Genomic DNA, 22745 nt, shown 5'->3' with positions numbered 1-22745 from the left:
CTACCCGACCAGCCATCGCGCCGGCGATTCGACGCTGGTCCCTCGAAGCGACGGATTTCGTATCGCCGAATGCGGTGTACGGATTGTCGGAAGCGGTGGCTGCCGCCGAGAAGGGCGCCCTCTTGTTTCCCGCGCCGTTTACACCGAAAGATGGCAGACACAGACGCGACCGGTGCGCCGTCCCGACTCGGGCGGCTGCTTTTCGCGGGCGGACTCACCGTCCTCGCCGCACTGAACCTCAAGAACCTCGATGGGCGAATCGCCTACGCGGACGCGAAGGGCGTCCCCGCCGCGACGAAACTCGTCCCGGCCGCGAGCGCTCTCCTGCTCGGCGGGAGCCTCGGCATCGCCTCCTGGACGCGCCCGAAGCTCTCCGCGGGAAGTATCGCCACGTTCTTCGTCGGCGTCACGCCGCTGATGCACGACTTCTGGAACGTCGAGGACGGCGTCGAAGACGAACTCATGTCTTTCCTCCAGAATATCGCGGTGCTCGGTGCCGCCGTCTCCTTCTTCCGCCGCGCGAGCCGGGACTAACCGGCCGAGACTCCTTACGCCGTCGAGCTGTCGATGTCGCCGTTCACGCGGACGAAGCCGTAGCCGCAGTCCGGGCAGTACCACTTCGTTTTCAGTCCGAGATGGAGGTTCGTCGCCGCCGCGCGGTAGAACGTCTGCTCGTCGTCGCAGTCGGGACAGGTGCGTTCGAGTTCGGTGGCCATACGCGGGTGTCGAACGGGAAGGGTGTTTAACGTGTCGGGACGCGCACTCCCGGCCCTCGGGGAACACCTATGGGCGCGGCGCCCCATCACTCGACCATGGGTATCACGCTCTACGCGCTCGAGGGCTGTCCGTACTGCGAGAAGGTCCACGACGCCCTGCAGGAGCACGGCATCGACTACGAGACGGAGTGGACGGCGGCGCTCCACTCCGAGCGCAACGAGGTGAAGCGCGTCAGCGGCTCGCGGACCGTGCCCGTCATCGTCGACGAGGAGCGCGGCGTCACCATGTCGGAGTCCGCGAACATCCTCGACTACGTGGAGAAGACGCTCGCGGCCGAGTCGTGACGATCTACACCGGTCGCGGCGACGAGGGCCGCACCGACCTCCGGGGCGCGGACCGCGTCTCGAAGACGAACGCCCGCATCGAGGCGTACGGCACCGTCGACGAGGTGAACTCGCTACTCGGCGTCGTCGCGCCGACGGGCTACGACGACGTCGATTCGGCGCTCGCGAGCGCGCAGAACCACCTGCACGTCGTGCAGGCCGACCTCGCGAACCCGGAGCCGGACGCGGACGACCCGCGCGTGCGCGAGTCGCACGTCGAGGCGGTCGAGGGCTGGATCGACGACGCCGACGACGAACTCGACCCGCTCACGAACTTCGTCCTCCCCGGGGGGAGCGAGGCCGGCGCGCGCCTCCATCACGCCCGCTCCGTCGCGCGTCGCGCGGAGCGTCGCGCCGTCGAACTCGCCGAGTCGGAAGCGATCAACGAGACGGTCGTCGTCTACCTGAACCGCCTCTCGGACGCGCTGTTCACGCTCGCGCGCCTCGTGAACGCCCGCGAGGGCGTCACCGAGGACGCTCCCTCCTACTGAGGCGCGAGCCCGACGACCGCTCGCTCGCGGATCTCGGCGTACCCCCCGAACGTGAGCTTGCGCGCCGGGACGCCGGTGAAGGTGAGCGTCTGCACGCCGAGGAGCGGGCGCGCCGCGTCGATACCGAGTCGCCGCGTCGCCTCCTCGACGGCGGACAGCAACTGCGCCGTCTCCTCGACGTCGCGCGCGCTCGCGACGCCGCCGATCGAGTATGGGAGATCGACGAGCACCTCGCCGTCGCGGACGACCGCCCACCCGCCACCGAGTTCACCGACGTGTGCGACGGCCTGCCGGAGGTCCGCGTCGTTGACGCCGAGGCCGAGCACGCCCGGCGTCTCCCACGTCCCCGTCGTCGCGAGCGCGCCGCCCTCGATCCCGAACCCGGTGCAGAAACCGACGAACCCCGATTCGCCGTCGCGCCGGTCGAATAAACCGATTTTCGCGATATCGTTCGCGGGGTCGGCGCGCAACTCGCCGTTCTCCCGCGTCGGTTCGACCGTCGTCGGCGCGGAGAAGAGCCCCTCGTCGTACGCGATGGCTTCGACGCTGCTCCCGTCGGTCGCGTCGACCGGCACGCGCCACGCGTCCGCGCTCGGCGTCCGCACCGCGTCGTAGAACTCGTCGGGGTAGTCGTGCGCGCGCGGCCCGACGCGCAGGTCGTGGTTGTGGACGACGACGTCGCCGTCGGCGACGACGGACGCGACGTCCACCGTTTCGAGGTCCTCGAGGATCACGACGTCCGCGTCGCTCCCGGGCGCGAGCGTCCCCTTCCCGCCGAGACCGAAGTGGCGCGCGGGGTTCAGCGTCGCCATCCGGAGGGCGTCCACCGGCGCGATTCCGGCGTCGATGGCGCGTTCGACGACGGCGTCCATGCAGCCGTCGAGGAGGTCGCGCGGCCACACCCCGTCCGTGCAGAGCGAGAGCTCGCTCGCGCCGAGCGTCTCGTAGGCCTCGGCGAACGCGTCGAGGTCGTCGCGAATCGAGCCACAGCGCCCGATAGCGTGCACGCCGTGCTCGACGCGCGCTTCGACACCCTCGGACGTGATGGCTTCGTGGTCGTCGGTCACGGTGCCGGCGAACGCCTGCAGCGTCGCGCCCGAACAGCCCGCGCCGTGCCCGGTGACGGTCTTCCCGCAATCGCGTGCGTGCTCGTAGAGCCGCTCGGCGGGTGGCTCCCGGCCGACGACGTGGACCCACGCGCTCTCCCCGACGCCGACCACGCGCGGGTCGTCGAGGAGGGCTTCGAACGCGTCACCGCGCGCCTCCTCGGCGGGCCCGAACGTGTCGAAGAGCGCCTGCGGCGGGACGGTGGCCCGAACCGTCACCGGGAGGTCGGCGAGCGCGTCGAGGAGCGCCTCGACGCCGGCCGCGCCGAACGCCGTGCCGATCCCCGACGCCTCGGTGACGAACGACGTCGTCCCGCCGCGCAGGGCGTAGTGGTAGGCGGTGTCGAAGGACTGGTGGAGGTCGAGGTGGGTGTGCGCGTCCACGAACCCCGGGACGACGACGCGGTCCGTCGCCTCCACCACCGTCGTCTCCGGGCCGGTCACCGACGCGGCGTCCTCGGGGAGCGCCGCCACCGTCCCGTCGACGACCGCGACGGCCACGTCGTCGAACGTTCGCGTCTCCGGGCGGAACACCCGCCCGCCGCGCACCACGAGGTCCGCCGGCGCCTCACCGAGCGCCACCGCCTCGCGCCGATTCACGGCCGACCCACCGCCGTTCGCGTCTCCGTCGTCATAGTCGAGGCCACAGCCGACACCGACAAACCGCTTGCGGGAGACGCGTGGCGGCGACAGAGCCATATACTTCTGTCGCCTACGAAAGGACATGAACCGACACCTCGACGACGCCCGCTATCACCTCGGCCGCACCGCCTACCACGTCGTCGCCGGCGTCCGCACCGAAGCGACGCCCTACGAGACGCGCGTTCGCCACCTCCTCGGCCGCGACCACGAGCGCGAGCCCACCCCGAGCGAACGCGTCCAGCACTACGCCGAGCGCGCCCGGGGCGACGTCGAGAGCTACGTCACCGACGCCCGCAGCGTCCTCGTCCGCCGCGCCGAATAAGACAGCCTTAAGTCGCCGCTCCCGCTATCCGGTGGTAGCGGGTCGGTGGTCTAGTCTGGTTATGACGGCTCCTTCACACGGAGCAGGCCGGCGGTTCGAATCCGCCCCGACCCACTTCTGACGAACCGCAACGACGAGCGACAGTGAGGAGTCCGTTCGTCGAAGTGGGTCGGCGGATTCGAAACAGAGAGGAGCTTTGCTCCGACCGTGGTTCCCGAATCCGCCCGGACCCGTTCACTCTCTTTGTTCGTGACGGAGCCGTCGGTTTCGAGCGGGCAGGCTGACGGCTCGCGGTCGTCGGTCGGCTTCCACATCTTTTTCGCGGCGGGGTGATTCACCCTCAATGATGGTTCTCGAGTCGGTCTCCGTGGGGATGCTCGTCGTCTTCGCGCTGATCGTGGCCGCGCTGGTGTTGTTCGTGACGGAGGCGATTCCCTCCGACTTCACGGCCATCGGCGTGTTGGTGGCGCTGGCGGTGCTGGAGCCCTACACGGGGGTGTCGTCGTCGGAGGCGATTTCGGGGTTCGCGAGTTCGGCGACGGTGACGATTCTGGCGATGTACATTCTGAGCGCGGGCGTCCAGGAGACCGGTGTCGTGGAGCGGCTCGGCGTCCATCTGGCGCGCGTGACGGGCGGCGACGAGCGCCGGCTGCTGGCGGCGACGGTGGGGACGACGGGGCTCTCCGCGGGGGTCGTGAACAACACGCCGGTGGTGGCGGTGTTCGTGCCGATGGTGACGGGGCTCGCCGAGCGGGCGGGCGTCTCGCCGTCGAAGCTCCTCCTTCCGCTCTCCTATGCGGCGATGCTCGGCGGGACGCTGACGCTCATCGGGACGTCGACGAACCTCCTCGTGAGCGATTTCGCGCGCGAACTCCCGGGTCGGGGCGCGATCGGGATGTTCGAGTTCACACCGCTCGGAATCGTGGTCTTCCTCGTCGGCGCGGCCTACCTCCTGACGGTGGGGCGTCGGCTGACGCCGGCGCGCGTGCCGGTTGAGGCGGCGCTGACGGCGGCCTTCGACGTGGAGCGCCATCTCGTCCGGGTGGACGTCCCGGCGGAGTCGTGGGTGGTGGGGCGGCGTATCGAGGAGGTGCGCGAGGAGTTCGCGGCGCGCGACGCGCTCGACGTGGACGTCCTCCTCGTGGAGCGCGACGGCGAGGCGTTTCACGCGCCGGCGTCGGATCAGACGCTCGCGGCGGGCGACGTGGTGACGGTGCGCGCGAACGAGGCGACGACGGAGCGCCTGCTGGACCGCTACGGGTTGCGGCGGCGGCGCGACGAGGACGTCTCGACGGCGGACTTGACGACGGAATCGAGCACGCTCGCGGAGGTGGTGGTGCTCGCGGGGTCGCGACTCGCGGGTGAGACGGCGGCGAGCGCCCGCCTCGACGAGCAGTACGACTCGACGGTGTTGGCGGTCCAGCGCGGTGACACCCTCCTCGACGACGTCGACGGCGTCGAGTTCCGCGCCGGCGACTCGCTCCTCCTCTACACGACGCTCGCGGACGTCGAGCAGCTGGAGGACCGAGAGGGCGTCGCGCTCGCACACCTCCCGGAGGGGATGCTGGACGTCATCGAGCCGGAGGCGGACGAGGCGGCGGTGGCGCCGCTCAGCCCGAAGACGCTGCTCGCGCTCGGCATCATGGGCGGCGTGGTCGCGCTCGCGGCGCTCGGTCTCGTCCCCATCGTCATCGCGGCGCTCGGCGGCGTCGTCGCGATGGTCGCCACGGACTGTCTCTCCCCGTCCGACGCCTACGACGCGGTGAGCTGGAACGTCGTCTTCCTGCTCGCGGGCGTCCTGCCGCTCGGTGTGGCGATGGAGCGCACGGGCGGGGCGGCGTTCCTCTCGAGCCTGCTCGTCGGGTCGGCGGACGTCCTCCCGGTGCTCGGCGTGCTCGCGCTCTTCTTCCTCCTCACGGGCGCGTTCGCGAGCGTCGTCACGCCGGTCGCGAGCGCCGTCCTGATGAGCCCGATCGCGGTCGACACCGCGACGCGGATCGACGCCGCGCCGTTCTCCTTCCTGCTCGCGGTGCTGTTCGCGGCGTCGGCGGCGTTCGCGACCCCCATCGGCTACCAGACGAACCTGATGGTGTACGGGCCGGGCGGCTACACGTTCACGGACTACGTCCGCGTGGGCGCGCCCCTCCAGCTCCTCCTCTGCGTCGTCGTCACGCTCGGTATCGGCGCGCTCTTCGGGGTCTGAGGCATAGGCCACGTGGGTGGCGACGCGCGCCTACCGCTCGGCGTCGACGGGCGCGTGGCGGGCGCGGTAGCCCCAGTCCTCGCGTTCGACATCGCTGACGCGGTAGAGGCGGATGTCGCGTTCGCGCTTCGTCTTCACGGGGACGTCGTAGTGCGTGGCGTCGTAGCCGAACTCGCCGTCGCTCTCCGCGACGAACTCGCGGTGGCGCGCGAGGCGCTCGCGGGCGACGCGGTCGGTGAACGCCTCGACGTCCGTGACGCGGTCGGCGAACGCCTCGACGAGGCCCGCATCGAGTTCGTAGCCGACGGAGGAGCGCCCGCCGGCGAGCGCGGCGAGCGTCGTCGTCCCCGTCCCCCAAAAGGGGTCGAGGACGGTGTCGCCGCGCACGCTGAACATGTTGACGAGTCGATGCGGTATCTCGAAGGGATAGGCGGCGGAGCGCTCGCGCGCGCCGCGAGCGGCCGGGAGGCCCTGCCGCTCGCCTCGGACATCCGTCCAGACGTCGCTGAACCAGCGATTGCGCTCCTCCCAGAAGTAGGCCGAGGCGTAGCGGTCGGGGTCGTTCGGCGGGAACGAGCGGCGCTCGGCGCCGTTGCGGAAGACGAGAACGTGCTCGTGTTCGAGCGTGACGTAGGCGTTCGGCGGGAGCGTCCCGGAGCCCATGAACTTCGCCGCGCTGTTCGTGGGTTTGCGCCAGAGCACCTCGGGGAGCGGGTCGAGGCCGCGCTCGCAGAGGGCGTCCGCGACGCGCGCGTGGTTGCGATAGACGCGGAAGGCGTCGTCGAGCGTGCGGGTGGCGTCGCCGACGTCGACGCAGGCGATGCCGCCGGGGACGAGCACGCGCGCGACTTCGTCCCAGACCGCGTCGAGGACGCCGTGCATGGCCTCGTAGGCTCGCTCGCCGTCGCCGTCGTCGAGGGCGTTGCGGACGGCGGGGGCGGCGTCGGCGAAGAGGTCGTCCCACATCTCCACCATCGGATAGGGGGGTGAGGTGACGACGAGTTCGACGCTGTCGTCGTCGAGGGCGGCGAGGTCCCGCGCGTCGCCGGTGACGACGCGGTGGGTTGTCTCCATGCTCGGGGAGTCGCGCGGCCGCGGGGTTAATCGTTCGGGAGTTATCGGCGCGCGCCCGGCTCCGGTTTCTCCCGGTCGAGCACGCCGAGGACGTCCCGAAGGAGCCACAGGCCGACGAGGTAGGCGACGACGGCGACGATGAGTGCGACGCCGACGAAGGTGACGACGCCGCTCCACGCGAACAGCCGATACGCGAACGTGGGGTCGCTCGCGCGGAGGCCGACGCCCGCGCCGGCGAGGCCGAAGCCGGCGAGCCAGAGGACGGCGCCGACCGTGCTGACGACGGCGAGCGCGGGGTGTGCGAACCGGTAGAAGAACCCGGGTAGGCGGCGATTCGCGGACGAGTCCGGCATACTCGAAACTGGGGAAGCGAACACCTTCAACGTCCCGGACGCGCCGTGACGACGGCCGGCGGTTCGGCGCGGTATACGGTGCCGACGGCGTGTGCGACCACGAGCGCGGCCGCTGAGCGCTCGCCTCGCGAAAGAAACGAGAGATCGAAACCCGTTACAGGAGGTCTTCGACGTGGTCGGCGACCTCTTCGGGGGTGTCCCCGACGGGGACGCCGGCGTCGTTGAGGGCGTCGATCTTGGACTCGGCGGTGCCCGTTCCGGAGCCGGAGACGATGGCGCCGGCGTGGCCCATGCGCTTGCCCGGGGGCGCGGTGCGGCCGGCGATGAAGCCGACGACGGGCGTGTCCATGTTCTCGGCGATGTACGCAGCGGCCTCCTCCTCGTCCTCGCCGCCGATCTCACCGCACATGGCGATGACGTCGGTCTCCTCGTCCTGCTCGAACTCCTCGAGGGCGTCGATGAACGAGGTCCCGATGATGGGGTCGCCGCCGATGCCGATGGCGGTGGTCTGGCCGATGCCGCGCTCGGTGAGCGAGTCGACGACCTGGTAGGTGAGAGTCCCGGAGCGGGAGACGAGGCCGACGTTCCCCTCGGAGAAGATGTTCCCCGGGAGGATGCCGAGCTTCGCCTCGCCGGGCGTGATGATGCCCGGGCAGTTCGGGCCCTGCAGGCGCGTGTCGACCTCCTTCAGGCGCTTGTTGACCTTCGCCATGTCCTGCGTCGGGATGCCTTCGGTGATGGCGACGACGAGGTCGAGGTCCGTGTCGAGGGCCTCGAAGATGGCGTCGGCGGCGAACGCCGGCGGGACGAACACGACGGACGCGTCGGCGTCCTCCTCGTCGACGGCCTCCTCGACCGTGTCGTAGACGGGGACGCCGGCGACTTCCTGCCCGCCCTTCCCGGGCGAGGTACCGGCGACGATGTTCGTGCCGTACTCGATCATCTGCTCGGTGTGGAACTTGCCCTCGCCGCCGGTGATGCCCTGCACGACGACGCGGGTGTCTTCGTCGACTAGAATGCTCATTCTGCGTCCTCCGCGTATTCGACGGCGCGCTGAACGGCGCCTTCGAGGGTTTCTTCGACCGTGACGAGTTCGTCGTTGAGGATCTCGCGCCCCTCCTCGGCGTTCGTCCCGGCGAGCCGAACGACGACCTCCTTCGGGATCTCGTCGAACTGTTCGAGGGCCTCGTTGATGCCCTTCGCGACTTCGTCGCCGCGCGTGATGCCGCCGAAGATGTTGAAGACGACGGCGTCGACGTTCTCGTCGGAGAAGACCATGTCGAGGGCGTTCGCGACGCGCTCGGCCTTCGCACCGCCGCCGATGTCGAGGAAGTTCGCGGGCTTCCCGCCGTAGTAGTCGACGAGGTCGAGCGTCGTCATGACGAGACCGGCGCCGTTGCCGATGATGCCGACGTTGCCGTCGAGGCGGACGTAGTCGAAGCCGTACTCGTTGGCCTTCGCTTCGAGGTCGTCACCGGCGGCCTCGTCCTCCATCTCCGCGAGGTCGGGGTGGCGGAAGAGGGCGTCCTCGTCGATGTTGAGGACGGCGTCGGCGGCGATGACCTCGTCGTCGCCCGTGATCATCAGCGGGTTGATCTCGGCGTCGGAGGCGTCCGTGTCCTCCCAGAGGTCGTAGAGCGTCGTGAGGATGCTCGCGACGTCGCGAGCGACTTCCGCGGGGACGCCGGCGTCGTAGACGACCTTCCGGGCCTGATAGGGATGCATGCCGAACGCGGGGTCGATGTGCTCCCGGGCGATGGCGTCGGGGTTCTCCTCGGCGACCTCCTCGATGTTGACGCCGCCCTGCGTGGAGACCATGGCGACGGGCTTGCCCTCGCCGCGGTCCATCGTGACGCCGACGTAGAGCTCGTTCACGAAGTCGACGGCGCCCTCGACGAGCACCTTGTCGACCGTGTAGCCCTTGAGGTCCATACCGAGGATGTCCTCGGCGGCCTCGCGCGCTTCCGTCGCGTCCTCGGCGAGTTTGATACCGCCGGCCTTTCCGCGCCCACCGACGTGGACCTGTGCCTTCACCGCAACCGGGTACCCGATTTCCTCGGCCTGCTCGACGACCTCGTCGACGGTGGTCGCGAGCGCGGACGGGGGCGTCGGGATGCCCGCGTCGGCGAAGACGTCCTTCGCCTGGTACTCGTGAAGCCTCATTTGTGACTCGTGCCGTAGGTTCCCGAGAGGGTGAGTTAGTAGTATCGGAACGTGCCGAGCGAACGCCTCCCATTCGCCTCACCCGGGGCGCGTGCTCGGGCGCGCACCACCCCGGCGCCGTCGCGGGAATACGCGCCGCCAAGTCGTGTCGGTGGGGAAACCATTATGGTCGATTAGGAGAGACGGCCGGCCGCATGTCACGCCTACTCAAGATATCGGGGTTCGTCGGACTGACCGTGCAGATGCTCTGGGGGATGGGGAACGTCGCCGGCCACATGGTCAGCGTCCCGCCCTACTGGGGCCAACTCGTCGGCGCGCACGCGCACTTCGGCGTCCTCGGCATCCTCGCCGTCGTCACCGGCCTCGCCATCGACCACTACGGGACGTCGGGAACGCGCCGGAGCGTCGCCGTCTACGGTTTCGTCGTCGGCCAGTGGCTCCTGCCGGGGACGCTCGTCGTGCAGGCGACGCTCGGACTGCCACAGCTCGGTCTGCTCGCCTTCCTCTGGGGTATCTGCCTCGTCGCCTCCATGGCCGTCATGTCGCTCGAAGCGCTCGCCGAACCCGCCTGACTCCCTCCTACACTTATCCTCTCGCGTCGCCATCCACACACCATGCGCGCTGTCCGCTACCACGAGACCGGCGGTCCCGACGTACTGCGAGTCGATGAGGGCGTCCCGATACCGGAGCCGAAGGCGGACGAGGTCCGCATCGACGTGCGGGCGGCGGGCGTCAACCCCGTAGACACCTACTTCCGCGAGGGCGCCTACGAGCCCGCGACCCTCCCGATGATTCCGGGCTCGGACTTCGCGGGCGTCGTGGACGCCGTCGGCGGCGACGTCACCGAGTGGGCGGTCGGCGACCGCGTCTTCGGCACCGGCCTCGGGAACTGGAATCAGGGGTCGTACGCGGAGTACGCCGTCGCCGGCGCCGACGCCCTCGCGCCGCTCCCCACCGGCGTCTCCTTCGCCGAGGGCGCGGCCGTCGCGCTCGTCGGCGTGACAGCGTGGCGCGCGCTCCTCGACCACGGCAACCTCGAACCCGCCGCGACCTGTCTCGTCCACGGCGGCTCCGGCGGGGTGGGTCACGTCGCCGTCCAGCTCGCGGACGCCACCGGCGCGACCGTGACGACGACCGCGCGCGAGGCGTACCACGACCGCCTGCGGACGCTCGGCGCGGACGCCGTTCTCGACTACCGGCGCGAGGACCTCGCCGACGCCATCGTCGAGGCGGGCGCGCCGGACGTGATACTCGACCACCGCGTCGACGACTACGTCGGCCTCGACGTCGAGGTCGCCGCGCCCGGCGCGACCGTCGTCGCCATCGGAAACACCGACGCGGCGGCGACGCTCCCGGACGTCCCGGGCGCTCGCGCGAAGGAGCTCACCGTCGCGCTCATGAGCATGTACAACACGCCGGACTTCGGCGACGTGCTCGGCCGCCTCGCGCGACTGCTCGCGGACGGTCGGCTCGCGCCGGACGTCGAGCGGAGCTACGCGCTCGAGGAGGCCGCCGACGCCCAGCGCGCGGTCGTCGAGGAGTCCTTCTTCGGGAAGCTCGTCGTCGAGCCCTGAGTCGGGTCCGACGGCCGACACGTCCACGCATCCCGTACGTGTGCGAAACGCACGCTTATTAGGCCGGGCCTCACAGGGATTGAGTGGATATGGCACAACGAGAGACCTGGACGAGCCGCGCGGGGTTCATCTTCGCCGCGGTCGGCAGCGCAGTGGGGCTGGGGAACATCTGGTCGTTCCCGTTCCAGACAGCATCGAACGGCGGGGCCGCCTTCCTGGTGGTCTATCTGCTCGCCGTCTTCCTCATCGGCTTCCCGACGATGCTCATCGAGTTCACCATCGGGCGGCGCTCGAAACAGAACGCCGTCTCCGCGTTCGCTGAACTCGGCTACGGGGACTGGACGTTCGCGGGCGCCATCGGCGTCTTCGCGTCGTTCATCACCCTCGCCTTCTACTCGGTCGTCGGCGGCTGGGTCATCAGCTACATCGTCGGCAGCGTGACCGGCGCCTACCTCGGTGACGCCGGGGCCTACTTCGGCAGCGTCTCCTCCGGCCTCGTCGCCGTCGGCGCGCACGCCGTCTTCATCGCGGTCACCATCGGCATCGTCGCGTTCGGCGTCGCGGACGGCATCGAGCGCGCGACCAAGTTCATGATCCCGGCGATCCTCGTGTTGCTCGTCGGCCTCGCGGCGTGGGCGTCGACCCTCCCCGGCGCGGGCGCGGGGTACAGCTACTACCTCTCCCCGGACTTCAGCGTCATCGCGAGCAACTTCGCCGACATCGTGCCGGCGGCGATGGGGCAGGCGTTCTTCACGCTCTCGCTCGGGTTCGGCGTGATGATCGCCTACGCCTCCTACCTCGGACGCGACGACAGCCTCCCCGGTGACAGCGCCATCATCGTCGTGCTCAACACGATCGTCGCGCTCCTCGCCGGCTTCGCCGTCTTCCCGATCCTCGCCGCGACGAGCGGCGTCGGGGACGCCTCCGGCGGTGCCGGCACGGCCTTCATCGCGCTCGCCGGCGCGTTCGGCCAGCTGCCGGCCGGCCAGATCATCGGCCTCGTCTTCTTCGTCGTCCTCCTGTTCGCCGCGCTCTCCTCCTCCATCAGCCTCCTCGAGGCGCCGACGTCCTACGTCGTCGACTCGCAGGGCATGGAGCGCCGGACGGTCGCCATCGGCATCGGCGCCGTCGCCTTCGTGCTCGGCATCGCCCCGGCGTACGGCTACGTCGGCCTCTTCAACGACCTCGTGTTCAACGTCCTCCTCCCGGTCGCGGTGCTGTTCATCGCGCTCTTCGTCGGCTGGGTCGCCAACCGCGAAGCCGTCGACGAGCTCGGGCGCGGGTCCTCCATCGGCGAGGGCGCGACGACTATCTGGCTCTGGTGGGTGCGCATCGTCGTCCCCATCGCGGTCATCGTCACCCTCTACCTCGGCGTCACCTCCTTCTACACGGGACTGACGACCGGCGCGTACTTCTGACGCGCTGACGCCGCTTTCTCGACGGTTCTTCCGTCACCGTATCGACAATACGGCCGTCTCGCGGCCGATACTGCCGCGTTTCGGCGTTCGCCGATACGAAACCCTCTTGAACGACAGCGTGTTACCGGCTCGCAATGACACGCGAGACGTGGAAGACGCGCGCGGGGTTCATCCTCGCCGCCGTCGGCTCCGCGGTCGGCCTCGGCAACATCTGGCGGTTCCCGTGGATGACCGCGAACAACGGCGGTAGCGCGTTCCTCCTCCTCTACCTCGGCATCGTTCTCCTCGTGGGCGTTCCCGGTCTCCTCGGCGCGTTCGTGATCGGCCGACGCTCGCAGCGAAACCCCGTCGGCGCGCTCCGCGACCTCTCCGGCGGCTCCCGGCTCTGGGGCGCGTTCGGCCTCTTCGCCGTCGCGACGACGCTCCTCCTCGTCTCCTTCTACTCGGTCGTCGGGGGCTGGTTCGTCCGGTACACCGCCGCCTCCGCCACCGCGAGCTACTTCGGCCAGTCGGGCGCGTACTTCTCCGCGATCAGCCACGGGCCCGGCGCACTCGCCTTCGGGTTCGCGTTCCTCGCGGCCAGCGCCGCCATCGTCTACGGCGGCGTCGAGAAGGGAATCGAGCGCGCGACGAAACTGATGATGCCCGCCATCGTCCTCCTCCTCGTCGCGCTCACCGCCTGGACGTTCACGCGACCCGGCGCCCTCGACGGCGCGGCGTTCCTCCTCTCCCCGGACGTCGCCTACCTCCGCGCGAACGCCCTCGACATCCTCCCGGCGGCCGTCGGGCAGGCGCTCTTCACGCTCTCGCTCGGCACCGGGACGATGATCACGTACGCCTCCTACCTCGGCGAGGAGCGCTCGCTCCCGAGCGACGCCACCACCATCGCCGTCCTCAACACCGGCGTCGGCGTCCTCGCCGGCCTGCTCGTCTTCCCGCTCCTCTTCAGCTTCGGCCTCGACGTCGGGAGCGGCGGCCCCGGCGCCATCTTCGTCTCCGTCGCGAGCGCGTTCGCCTCCCTCGGGGTCTTCGGGCGCGTCCTCGGCGTCGCGTTCTTCGGCGTCGTCCTGCTCGCCGCGCTCTCCTCCGCCATCAGCATGCTCGAAATCCCGGTCGCGTACCTCGTCGACGAGCACGATGTCCCGCGCTCGCGTGCGACCGTCGGCGTCGCCGGCCTCGTCGCCGTCGGCACCGCCGCGTGCGCGCTCGACGCCTCGGTCTTCGGCCTGCTCGCGAACACGCTCGTCAACCTCCTCATGACCGCCGGCCTCGCGGGCTTCCTCCTCTTCGTCGGCTGGGTGCTCGGCCGGCGCGCCCTCGCGGAGTACGAGGCGGGCGCGGGCGAGTTCGCGCGCTCGCTCGGGACGCCGTGGCTCCTCTTCGTCGGCGTCCTCATCCCGATCTTCCTCCTCTTCACGCTCATCACCGGCCTCCTGCCCGTCCTCGGCGTCTCCGTCACCGAACTCGACGTGATGGGCGTCCGCGTGGCGTCCTCGACGCTCTCGCTCGTCGGCGCCGTCGTGGTCACGCTCCTCGCCGTCGCCGGCCTCCGGCGGCCGGACTCGATGCTGTAGCGTCGCACTCCGCCATCCGGTGTCCTTTTGACGACGACCGGTGAAACGGGATTCAACAGATGACGATGGACGAGCGCATCGAGGAACTGCGCGAGCGCAAACGCCGCGCCGAGAAGGGCGGCGGCGAGTCCCGCATCGAGTCCCAGCACGAGAAGGGCAAGATGACGGCGCGCGAACGCATCGACTACTTCCTCGACGACGGCACCTTCACGGAGTTCGACGCGCTCCGCACGCATCGCTCGCACAACTTCGGGATGGAGGAGAACACCATCCCCGGCGACGGCGTCGTGACGGGGTACGGCGAAGTGAACGGGCGGAAGACGTTCGTCTTCGCGCACGACTTCACGGCCTTCGGCGGCAGCCTCGGCGAGGTCTTCTGCGAGAAGGTCTGTAAGGTCATGGACAAGGCGATGGAGGTCGGCGCGCCCGTCATCGGCCTCAACGACTCCGCCGGCGCGCGCATCCAGGAGGGCGTCGAGTCGCTCGGTGGGGTCGGCGAGATCTTCCACAAGAACCAGCAGGCGAGCGGCGTCGTTCCCCAAATTTCGGCCATTATGGGGCCGTGCGCGGGCGGCGCGGTCTACTCGCCCGCGCTCACCGACTTCGTCTTCATGGTGAAGGAGACGAGCCACATGTTCATCACCGGCCCGGACGTCATCGAGACGGTCACCGGCGAAGAGGTCGGCTTCGACGAGCTTGGGGGCGCGACCGCGCACACCTCGACGTCGGGCGTCGCGCACTTCGCCGAGGAGTCCGAGGAGGACGCCCTCGACGACATCCGTCGCCTCCTCTCCTACCTCCCGCAGAACAACGTCGAGGACCCGCCCAGAGTGGAGCCGTGGGACGACCCCGAGCGGCGCCCCGAAGAACTGGAGAGTATCGTCCCGGACGAACCGCGCAAGCCCTACGACGCCGTCGACGTCGTCGACGAGCTGATGGACGAGGGCTCATTCTTCGAGGTCCAACCCGACTACGCGAAGAACCTCGTGGTGGGGTTCGCGCGCCTCGACGGGCGCTCCGTCGGCGTGGTCGCGAACCAGCCGCGGGTGAACGCGGGCACGCTCGACATCGACGCCTCGGAGAAGGCGAGCCGGTTCGTGCGCTTCTGTGACTCCTTCAACGTCCCCATCGTCTCCCTCGTGGACGTCCCGGGCTTCCTCCCCGGCACCGACCAAGAGCACGAGGGCATCATCCGCCACGGCGCGAAACTCCTCTACGCCTACTCGGAGGCGAGCGTCCCGCTCCTCACCGTCATCACGCGCAAGGCCTACGGCGGCGCGTACGACGTCATGGCCTCCAAGCACCTCGGCGCGGACGTCAACTACGCGTGGCCCACGGCCGAAATCGCCGTGATGGGGCCGCGCGGCGCCGTCAACGTCCTCTACCGGAAGGAGCTCTCGGAGGCCGAGGACCCGGACGAGCTCCGGGACGCGCTCGTCGAGGAATACAGAGAAGAGTTCGCGAACCCCTACACGGCCGCCGACCGGGGGTTCCTCGACGACGTCATCGAACCCGCAGAGACGCGCCAGCGGCTCATCTCCGACCTCGAGATGCTCGCGTCGAAGCGCGAGGACGGCCCGTCGAAGAAGCACGGGAACATCCCGCTCTGAGATGGACCTCACGATACCCGAGTCGGCGAGTGAGGCGGAGGCGGCCGCGATCGTCGCGGCCATCACCGCGCACCTGAGCGAGCGCCGCGCGCTCGCGGTCGCGGCGGCGCGCGACGCCGCGGACGAGTCGGCGTCGTGGGACGGCGAGAAGTGGCGCTTCGCCGGGCGCCTCGACGCCATCGGCGACACCGGGAAGCGCGTGCCGGACGGCGCGCCGACGGACGCGTGGAGCGCGGCCGGACGCGCCGAGCGCTTCTGATGGGATCCGTCCGCGAGTGGCGAGCGCGCGGCGATCTGCCACCTATTTCTGTCGCTGACGCGAACTGATCGCGTATAGAGAATGACGCTGGCCAGCATCGAGCGCTACGATCCCGAGCGGGTCGCGACCGTCGGCGAGCGAGCGGTCGTCGCGGGCGGCAGCGTCGCGGGCCTCTGTGCGGCCCGCGTGCTCGCCGACGCCTTCGAGGACGTCGTCGTGTTCGAGCGCGACGCGCTCTCCGAGGGGCCGGCCGCGCGCGACGGCGCCCCGCAGACCCACCACCCGCACGCGCTCCTCGAGGCGGGTCGGGCGACGCTCGCGGACGTCTTCCCCGGTTTCGGCGAGGACCTGCTGTCGGCGGGCGGCCTCCTCATCGACTCCGGGAGCGACATGACGTGGTACGACCGCGGCGGGACGCTCGCCGGGACGGACGCGCGCCTCCCGACCTACTGCGCGTCGCGCCCGCTCTTCGAGCACGTCGTCCGCGAACGCGTTCGCGCCGTCGAGAACGTCACGCTCCGGGGCGGCCACCGCGTCCTCGACTACGACCACGCCGACGGGCGCGTGAGCGGCGTCGCGGTCCGCGACGACGCGGGCGAGACGCGACACGTCGAGGCGTCGCTCGTCGTCGACGCGACCGGGCGCGCCAGCCACACGCCCGACTGGCTCGCCGAACACGGCTACCCGGCGCCGGAGAGCGAGGAGGTGACGGTGGACGTCGTCTACGGCTCCACGCGGATCGACCGGCCGGCCGACGACCGCCGGATGCTCCTCTGTGCGCCCCAGCCGGAGCGCCCGCGCGGCGCCGCGCTCATCCCGATCGAGGACGGCCAGTGGGAGGTCATCTTCCAGGGCGTCCACGGCGAACCCGTCCCGACCGAGCGCGACGCGTTCGTCGAGTGGGCGGCGTCCATCCCGGTCGACGACATCGGCCGTCTCGTCCGCGAGCGCCCGTGGACGGCCGACGGCGTGCGGCGCTACCCGTTCCCCGCGAACGTGCGCCGGCGCTACGACGCGCTCGACCGCTTCCCCGAGGGGCTGGTGGTGACCGGGGACGCCATCGCGAGCTTCAACCCCATCTACGGACAGGGGATGTCGGTCGCGGCGCTCGACGCGCTCTGCCTCCACCACGAACTCGCGGCCGGCCTTGAGGGCATCGGGCCGCGCGTCTTCGAGCGGGCGAGCGATATCGTCGAGGCGACGTGGCGCCTCGCCGTCGGCAACGACTTCACGTTCGCGGAGACGACCGGGCCGAAGCCGCTCGGGACGAACGCCCTCAACGCCTACGTCGGCCGCCTCGTCGAGCGCGCGCAGACCGACCCGTTCCTCTCCGAGACGTTCCTTCGCGTCTATCGACTCGAACGCCCCGCGACGGACCTGTTCCGCCCGCGCGTCCTGTGGCGCGCGCTCCGACCGTAGGACCCCCGCCCGCGCGACTCGCGTCGCCGCCTTTCGACACCGCGCCGTTCTGACACCTCAGCCGTCGAAGTGCTCGACGAACGAGTCGGCGACGCGCTCCGGGTACTCGTGGGGGAGCCAGTGCGTGGCCTCGGGGAACCGTTCGAGGCGGCCGTCCCGACAGTAGTCGAGGCTCGCGGCGGCGAGTTCGGGGAGGAGCGCCCGGTCGCGGTCGCCCCACGCGACCAGCGTCGGCGCGGTCACCGTCTCCCGCGGCGGGTCGTCGCGGTGGCGGAGGAGGGCGCGATACCAGTCGAGCATCGCGGTGAGCGCGCCCTCGCGCGACCACGCGCGGCGATAGCGGTCCACGTCCCCCGCCTCGAAGGCGCCCGGCCGTGCGTCCTCGACCATCGCGCGCTCGAAGAACGCGAAGCCGTCGCGGCGCGCGTACCACTCGGGGAGTCGCGGGAGTTGGAAGAAGAACACGTACCAGCTCCGCCGCATCTGCGCGGGGTTCGAGCGCAGGGCGGCCTCGAACGCCGAGGGATGGGGCACGTTGACGATTCCGAGCCTGTCGACGGCGTCGGGGTGTCGAAGCGCGACCTCCCACGCGACCGCCGCGCCCCAGTCGTGGCCGAGCAGGTGGGCGGACGTGCGGTCCTCGCTCTCGACGAGTCCGAGCACGTCGCGCGCGAGCGCGCTGGTGCGGTAGGCGCGGGCGCCGTCCGGTTTCTCGCTCAGGTTGTAGCCGCGCTGGTCGGGGACGAGCACGCGGTAGCCGGCGTCGACGAACCGGCCGACGTAGTCGCGCCACTCGTACCAGAACTCGGGGAAGCCGTGGAGGAGGACGACGAGCGGGTCGGCCGGGTCGCCGGCGGCGACGCAGTGCAGCGAGACGTCGCCGACGTCCCGAACGTCCGCGCTCGCCGACGGGACGCCCACCTCCGCGAGGTGGGCGGTGGTCTCGGTCGGTGGCACGACGATCAGTCGGGTGTCGACCACCAAAGGCGTTCGGCCGGGCACCGGTGAGGTTTTCCCGTCCGGCGGCCCTCCATCGCCGTATGATCGAGCGCATCTGGTACGCGCGAGCGACGCCCGAGAACGCCGACGAGTACGCACACCTCCTCGAGCACGAGATCGTCCCGGAGTTCGAGGCGAACGTCGACGGGCTCACGGGCTTCCGACTCGGGCGACGCGAGACCGCCGACGAGATGGTGGAGCTGGTGACGACGATGACGTTCGAGGACTGGGACGCCGTCGAGACGTTCGCGGGCGAGGACTACGAGGCCGCCCACGTTCCCGAAATCGCGCGCGACGTGCTCGCGGACTGGGAGCCGACGGTGCGCCACTACGAGTACGAGGAGTTCCTCTAGCGGCGGAGGCCGCGTCGCCCGCGTGGCGGGCGGATTCGACGACTGTCGCCCTCCCGGATCGACAGTATAACGTGCGCGGTCGCCGAATCCGGCGATATGTTCGAGACGGTTCTCGTCGCGAACCGGGGCGAGATCGCCGTTCGCGTGATGCGGGCGTGCGAGGACCTCGGTATCGAGACGGTCGCGGTCTACTCTGAGGCGGACAAGCACGCCGGCCACGTCCGATACGCGGACGAGGCCTACCGCGTCGGCCCGGCGCGCGCCGCCGAGTCCTACCTCGACCAGGAAGCCATCGTGGACGCCGCACTGGAGGCGGGCGCGGACGCCATCCACCCGGGGTACGGCTTCCTCGCGGAGAACGCCGAGTTCGCCGAGCGCGTCGAAGCGACCGACGGCGTGACGTGGGTCGGGCCGTCGAGCGACGCGATGGAGCAACTCGGCGAGAAGACGGGTGCCCGACGAGTGATGGACGGCGCGGACGTCCCCATCGTCCCCGGCACCACGGACCCCGTTGCGGACGCGGAGACGGTTCGCGAGTTCGGCGACAAGCACGGCTACCCCATCGCCGTCAAGGCCGAGGGCGGCGGCGGCGGGCGCGGGATGAAGGTCGTCACCGAGGAGAGCGAGGTCGACGAGCAACTCGAGGCCGCGAAACGCGAGGGCGAGGCCTACTTCGGGAACGACTCCGTCTACCTCGAGCGCTATCTCGCCGACCCGAAGCACATCGAGGTCCAGGTCATCGCGGACGAACACGGGAACGTCCGCCACCTCGGCGAGCGCGACTGCTCCCTGCAGCGCCGCCACCAGAAGGTCATCGAGGAGGGTCCGAGTCCGAGCCTCGACCCCGAGATGCAGGCTGAGATCCGCGAAGCCGCCCGTCGCGGCGTCGAGGCCGCCGACTACGTGAACGCCGGCACCGTCGAGTTCCTCGTCTCCGGCGACGAGTTCTACTTCCTCGAAGTGAACACCCGCATTCAGGTCGAGCACACCGTCACGGAGGCGCTCACGGGCGTCGACATCGTGAAGTGGCAGCTCCGCGTCGCCGCCGGCGAGGAGCTCGACTTCGCACAGGACGACGTCGAACTCGAGGGGCACGCGATGGAGTTCCGCATCAACGCCGAGAACGCCGCCGACGACTTCGCGCCCGCGACCGGCGGGAGGTTGGAGGTGTACGACCCGCCGGGCGGCATCGGCGTGCGCGTCGACGACGCCCTCCGCCAGGGCGACGACTTGGTCACCGATTACGACTCGATGGTCGCGAAACTCGTCGTCCACGGGAGCGACCGCGAGGAGTGCATCGCGCGCTCGCAGCGCGCGCTCGCCGAGTACGACGTCGAGGGCATCGTCACCATCGTCCCCTTCCATCGCCTGATGCTCGAGGACGAGACGTTCGTCGCCGGCGAGCACACCACGACGTACCTCGACGAGGCGTTCGACGAGACGCGCCTCTACGACGCACAGGAGCGCTGGGGGTCGACGGCGAGCGAGAGCGAGGACGGGGAGGAGACGCGCGAGCGCGAGTTCACCGTCGAGGTGAACGGGAAGCGCTTCGAGGTGAACCTCGAGGAGCACGGGGACGCGCCCGCGATTCCCGACCTCGACGTCGATACCGATACGTCGGCGAGCGCGCCCGGCCCCGCCGGCCCGGACGACGGCGACGACTCCGAGACGGTCGTCGAGGGCGGCGGCGAGACGGTCGAAGCGGAGATGCAGGGCACCATCCTCTCCGTCGACGTCGAGGAAGGCGACGTCGTCGAACCCGGCGACGTCCTCGTCGTCCTCGAGGCGATGAAGATGGAGAACGACGTCGTCGCCTCCCACGGCGGCACCGTCTCGCAGGTCGCCGTCGAGGAGGGCGACAGCGTCGACATGGGCGACGTCCTCGTCGTGGTGGAGTAACGCGCGACGTCAGGAGCGCGGAAAGACGAGCGGGGAGGGACGACCCGCGAGTAACGCGGCAACCGAAGGGCGCCGCGACACCACGAGCGGAGAGGAACGATCCGCGAGTAACGCGCTCTCGAGAGAGCGCGCGGAGGGAGGCGTTCTTATCGCTGGGTTCCGTACCCCGGGTATGAACGAGACGCGCCGCGCCGTCCTCGAACGCGTCGCCGACGGCCCCGTCTCCGGGCCGGCGCTCGCCGACGCGCTCGACGTCTCGCGGGCCGCCGTCTGGAAGCACGTCGAAGCGCTCCGCGACGCCGGCTTCGGCATCGAGAGCGACGGGGCGGGTTACGTCCTCGACTCGATTCCGGAGTACGGCGGGCCCGCCGTCGAGTACGGCTGCGAGGCGCCCTTCGAGGTCGAGTACCACGACAGCATCGCGAGCACGAACGACCGGGCGCGCGAGCTCGCGGCGTCGGGCGCGAGCGACGTCGTCGTCCTCGCGGACGAGCAGACCGGGGGGCGCGGCCGCCTCGAGCGCGCGTGGTCCTCGCCGCCCGGCGGCGTCTGGCTGAGCGTCGTCTGCCGTCCGGACCTCTCGCCGGCGCGCGCGACCCTCGTCACGATGGCGATGAGCGCGGCGGCCTGCGCGGCCGTCCGCGAGACGGGGGTCGACGCCGCGATCAAGTGGCCGAACGACCTGCTCGTCCCCGACGACGCCTACGCGCGCGGCGGTCGGAAACTCGCCGGCATCCTCACCGAGATGGAGGGCGAAGCCGGGCGCGTCGCGTGGGTGATCCCCGGCCTCGGGCTGAACGCGAACGTCCCGGCGGACGCGCTCCCGGACGACGCCACGAGCCTCCTCGTGGAGCTCGGCGAGGCCGTCGAGCGCCGCGTGCTCGTCCAGCGGATACTCGAGCGCTTCGACGCGCTCCGGGGCGACCCCGAGGCGACGCGCGAGGCGTGGCGCGCGCACGCCGCGACGCTCGACACCCGCGTCCGCGTCACGCTTCCCGAGGAGACGGTCGTGGGTGAGGCGGTGGACGTCACGGACGCCGGCGCGCTCGTCGTCGACACCGGACGCGAGGAGCGCGTCGTCCACGCCGGGGACTGCGAGCACCTCCGGCCCGTCTAGGCCGAACGCCGGTCGCGCGGGCGCGTTCAGGTCGAGTGGACGACGCGCTTCACGTCGCTGGTACTCGCGCGCCGGACGGCCGCCCGCACGGGGTCCCGGTAGCCCGCGAGGTTGTGCGAGTCGCCGTCGAGGACGAGGAGGTTCGCGTCCCGACCCGCCTCGACGAGGCCGTCGTTCCGGCCGGCGATTTCCGCGCCCGCCGTCGTCGCCATCCGCAGCACCTCGACGGCGGTCACGTCGTAGGTCTTCGCGGTGTACGCCATCTCGCGGAACATCGACGGCGAGTTCAGCATCACGTTGTCCGTGCCGAGCGCGACGGTGGTTCGCTCGAGGAGTTCGGGGACGTCCGGGAGGCCGACGTCCGTCACGAGGTTCGAGCGCGGGCAGACCGCGACCGGGATCTCGGCGTCCGCGACGCGGTCGAGGTGGACATCGTCCGCGTGCACCATGTGGACGAGCAGGTCGGGGTCGAGGTCGAGCGCGGGGTGGATGTCGCTGTCGTCGACCTCGCCGGCGTGGATGGCGAAGCACTTCCCGGCGTCGCGGGCGGCCCGTCGCTCGCGCGAGAACTCCGCGTCGTTCGCGCCGCTCGCGCCGTACCCCTCAGACACGTCGAGGACGTCCGGGTCGTCGCGCCCGAGGACGAACGCGTCGACGTCGACGCCGGCGGCGGCCTCGCGGAGCGCCTCGACGCCCGCGACGCCGCCCTCGCGGAACTCGAGCGTCGCCGCCGTGCCCGACTCCGCCATGTACTGGAGGGAGCGACGCATCCCCGCGACGAGTTCGTCGCGGTCGGCCTGCCGGAGGAGGCGGTGCTTGAGGCCGTCCGGCGGCGCGACGAGCTCCTCGAGTGAGAGGCCGCGTCCGGCGTCCTTCGCGATGGAGTCCCCGAGGTGGGTGTGCGCGTTCACGAACGCCGGGAGGACGATGTCGTCGCTCTCGACGCTCGCCTCCTCGAGGGCGGCGATCTCACCGTCCTCGACGACGACTCTCCCTTCGACGGCCTCGAAGTCGCGGCCCGCGAGTATCGTGCCCGCTAGTTCCATACCGACACTCGGGGGCGAATTGA

At 70.6% G+C, this 22745-nt stretch carries 23 protein-coding genes and 1 tRNA gene; 16 read left to right on the top strand and 8 right to left on the bottom strand.

Annotated features, from left to right (window positions below; genetic code table 11):
* Positions 1-150 precede the first annotated feature (150 nt).
* Positions 151-534: a DoxX family protein gene (locus tag IEY12_RS02885; protein ID WP_188878504.1), complete on the top strand. Its 384-nt coding sequence runs from the start codon at positions 151-153 to the stop codon at positions 532-534.
* Positions 535-548: 14 nt separating this feature from the next.
* Here IEY12_RS02885 and IEY12_RS02880 read toward each other — a convergent pair whose 3' ends face one another.
* The gene (locus IEY12_RS02880; protein ID WP_176969822.1) at positions 549-716 is read right to left on the bottom strand and encodes a DUF7838 family putative zinc beta-ribbon protein; all 168 of its coding nucleotides are present in this window, start codon (positions 714-716) and stop codon (positions 549-551) included.
* 96 nt (positions 717-812) lie between these two features.
* Between IEY12_RS02880 and IEY12_RS02875 the strand changes: the two genes are divergently transcribed.
* Together IEY12_RS02875 and IEY12_RS02870 are read left to right on the top strand one after the other, a co-directional pair.
* Complete coding sequence (locus tag IEY12_RS02875) at positions 813-1061, top strand: glutaredoxin family protein (protein ID WP_188878499.1); 249 nt, start codon at positions 813-815, stop codon at positions 1059-1061.
* Complete coding sequence (locus IEY12_RS02870; protein WP_188878490.1) at positions 1058-1591, top strand: cob(I)yrinic acid a,c-diamide adenosyltransferase; 534 nt, start codon at positions 1058-1060, stop codon at positions 1589-1591. Before IEY12_RS02875 ends, IEY12_RS02870 begins: the two co-directional genes overlap by 4 nt.
* On the opposite strand, the gene IEY12_RS02865 is transcribed toward IEY12_RS02870, so the two are convergent.
* Positions 1585-3396: an adenine deaminase C-terminal domain-containing protein gene (locus IEY12_RS02865; RefSeq protein ID WP_229870877.1), complete on the bottom strand. Its 1812-nt coding sequence runs from the start codon at positions 3394-3396 to the stop codon at positions 1585-1587. The two genes, IEY12_RS02870 and IEY12_RS02865, sit on opposite strands and share 7 nt — an antisense overlap.
* Positions 3397-3421: 25 nt before the next feature.
* On the opposite strand from IEY12_RS02865, the gene IEY12_RS02860 reads away from it, so the two are divergent.
* From IEY12_RS02860 to IEY12_RS02850, 3 genes are all read left to right on the top strand, one after another.
* Entirely contained in the window at positions 3422-3661 is a 240-nt protein-coding gene (locus IEY12_RS02860) for a DUF7553 family protein (RefSeq protein ID WP_188878480.1), read from the top strand.
* A gap of 39 nt (positions 3662-3700) precedes the next feature.
* Positions 3701-3775: transfer RNA gene (locus IEY12_RS02855), tRNA-Val, on the top strand.
* 232 nt (positions 3776-4007) lie between these two features.
* Positions 4008-5864, top strand: a complete 1857-nt coding sequence (locus tag IEY12_RS02850) for an SLC13 family permease (protein WP_188878477.1) — start codon at positions 4008-4010, stop codon at positions 5862-5864.
* Positions 5865-5894: 30 nt separating this feature from the next.
* On the opposite strand, the gene IEY12_RS02845 is transcribed toward IEY12_RS02850, so the two are convergent.
* From IEY12_RS02845 to sucC, 4 genes are all read right to left on the bottom strand, one after another.
* Positions 5895-6938 carry a DNA-methyltransferase gene (locus IEY12_RS02845; RefSeq protein ID WP_188878468.1) on the bottom strand — a complete coding sequence of 348 codons (1044 nt, stop codon included), beginning with the start codon at positions 6936-6938 and terminating at the stop codon, positions 5895-5897.
* A gap of 41 nt (positions 6939-6979) precedes the next feature.
* Entirely contained in the window at positions 6980-7291 is a 312-nt protein-coding gene (locus IEY12_RS02840; RefSeq protein WP_188878462.1) for a hypothetical protein, read from the bottom strand.
* A gap of 154 nt (positions 7292-7445) precedes the next feature.
* A complete protein-coding gene (gene sucD, locus IEY12_RS02835) occupies positions 7446-8315 on the bottom strand; it encodes a succinate--CoA ligase subunit alpha (protein WP_188878459.1) in 870 nt (289 codons plus the stop codon).
* Complete coding sequence (gene sucC / locus IEY12_RS02830) at positions 8312-9499, bottom strand: ADP-forming succinate--CoA ligase subunit beta (RefSeq protein ID WP_268246000.1); 1188 nt, start codon at positions 9497-9499, stop codon at positions 8312-8314. The genes sucD and sucC overlap by 4 nt, the downstream gene beginning before the upstream one ends.
* A gap of 149 nt (positions 9500-9648) precedes the next feature.
* Between sucC and IEY12_RS02825 the strand changes: the two genes are divergently transcribed.
* From IEY12_RS02825 to IEY12_RS02795, 7 genes are all read left to right on the top strand, one after another.
* Positions 9649-10026 (top strand): DUF8059 family membrane protein, encoded by a 378-nt coding sequence (locus tag IEY12_RS02825; RefSeq protein WP_188878451.1) that lies wholly within the window; start codon positions 9649-9651, stop codon positions 10024-10026.
* Between the two features lie 42 nt (positions 10027-10068).
* Positions 10069-11028, top strand: coding sequence for an NADPH:quinone reductase (locus IEY12_RS02820; RefSeq protein ID WP_188878449.1), 960 nt, complete (start codon positions 10069-10071; stop codon positions 11026-11028).
* Positions 11029-11117: 89 nt separating this feature from the next.
* Positions 11118-12446, top strand: a complete 1329-nt coding sequence (locus tag IEY12_RS02815) for a sodium-dependent transporter (protein ID WP_188878443.1) — start codon at positions 11118-11120, stop codon at positions 12444-12446.
* Positions 12447-12580: 134 nt separating this feature from the next.
* Positions 12581-14020 (top strand): sodium-dependent transporter, encoded by a 1440-nt coding sequence (locus IEY12_RS02810; protein WP_188878441.1) that lies wholly within the window; start codon positions 12581-12583, stop codon positions 14018-14020.
* A 65-nt stretch (positions 14021-14085) separates the two neighbouring features.
* Complete coding sequence (locus IEY12_RS02805) at positions 14086-15630, top strand: acyl-CoA carboxylase subunit beta (protein WP_188880337.1); 1545 nt, start codon at positions 14086-14088, stop codon at positions 15628-15630.
* Position 15631: 1 nt separating this feature from the next.
* On the top strand, positions 15632-15889 hold the full coding sequence (locus IEY12_RS02800) for a DUF8022 family protein (RefSeq protein WP_188878439.1): 258 nt from the start codon (positions 15632-15634) through the stop codon (positions 15887-15889).
* Positions 15890-15970: 81 nt separating this feature from the next.
* Positions 15971-17308: an FAD-dependent oxidoreductase gene (locus tag IEY12_RS02795; RefSeq protein ID WP_188878437.1), complete on the top strand. Its 1338-nt coding sequence runs from the start codon at positions 15971-15973 to the stop codon at positions 17306-17308.
* A gap of 57 nt (positions 17309-17365) precedes the next feature.
* On the opposite strand, the gene IEY12_RS02790 is transcribed toward IEY12_RS02795, so the two are convergent.
* A complete protein-coding gene (locus IEY12_RS02790; protein ID WP_425433161.1) occupies positions 17366-18274 on the bottom strand; it encodes an alpha/beta fold hydrolase in 909 nt (302 codons plus the stop codon).
* A gap of 74 nt (positions 18275-18348) precedes the next feature.
* On the opposite strand from IEY12_RS02790, the gene IEY12_RS02785 reads away from it, so the two are divergent.
* From IEY12_RS02785 to IEY12_RS02775, 3 genes are all read left to right on the top strand, one after another.
* The gene (locus IEY12_RS02785) at positions 18349-18660 is read left to right on the top strand and encodes an antibiotic biosynthesis monooxygenase (RefSeq protein ID WP_188878423.1); all 312 of its coding nucleotides are present in this window, start codon (positions 18349-18351) and stop codon (positions 18658-18660) included.
* A gap of 96 nt (positions 18661-18756) precedes the next feature.
* Complete coding sequence (locus tag IEY12_RS02780; protein WP_188878421.1) at positions 18757-20559, top strand: acetyl-CoA carboxylase biotin carboxylase subunit; 1803 nt, start codon at positions 18757-18759, stop codon at positions 20557-20559.
* Positions 20560-20731: 172 nt separating this feature from the next.
* On the top strand, positions 20732-21676 hold the full coding sequence (locus IEY12_RS02775) for a biotin--[acetyl-CoA-carboxylase] ligase (RefSeq protein ID WP_188878419.1): 945 nt from the start codon (positions 20732-20734) through the stop codon (positions 21674-21676).
* A gap of 26 nt (positions 21677-21702) precedes the next feature.
* On the opposite strand, the gene IEY12_RS02770 is transcribed toward IEY12_RS02775, so the two are convergent.
* Positions 21703-22722 carry an amidohydrolase family protein gene (locus IEY12_RS02770; RefSeq protein WP_188878412.1) on the bottom strand — a complete coding sequence of 340 codons (1020 nt, stop codon included), beginning with the start codon at positions 22720-22722 and terminating at the stop codon, positions 21703-21705.
* Between the last annotated feature and the right edge of the window lie 23 nt (positions 22723-22745).

The organism is Halarchaeum grantii (assembly GCF_014647455.2).
GTDB lineage: Archaea > Halobacteriota > Halobacteria > Halobacteriales > Halobacteriaceae > Halarchaeum > Halarchaeum grantii.
Note: the sequence above shows the minus strand (reverse complement) of the source record. Positions and strands in the feature narration are given on the sequence as shown.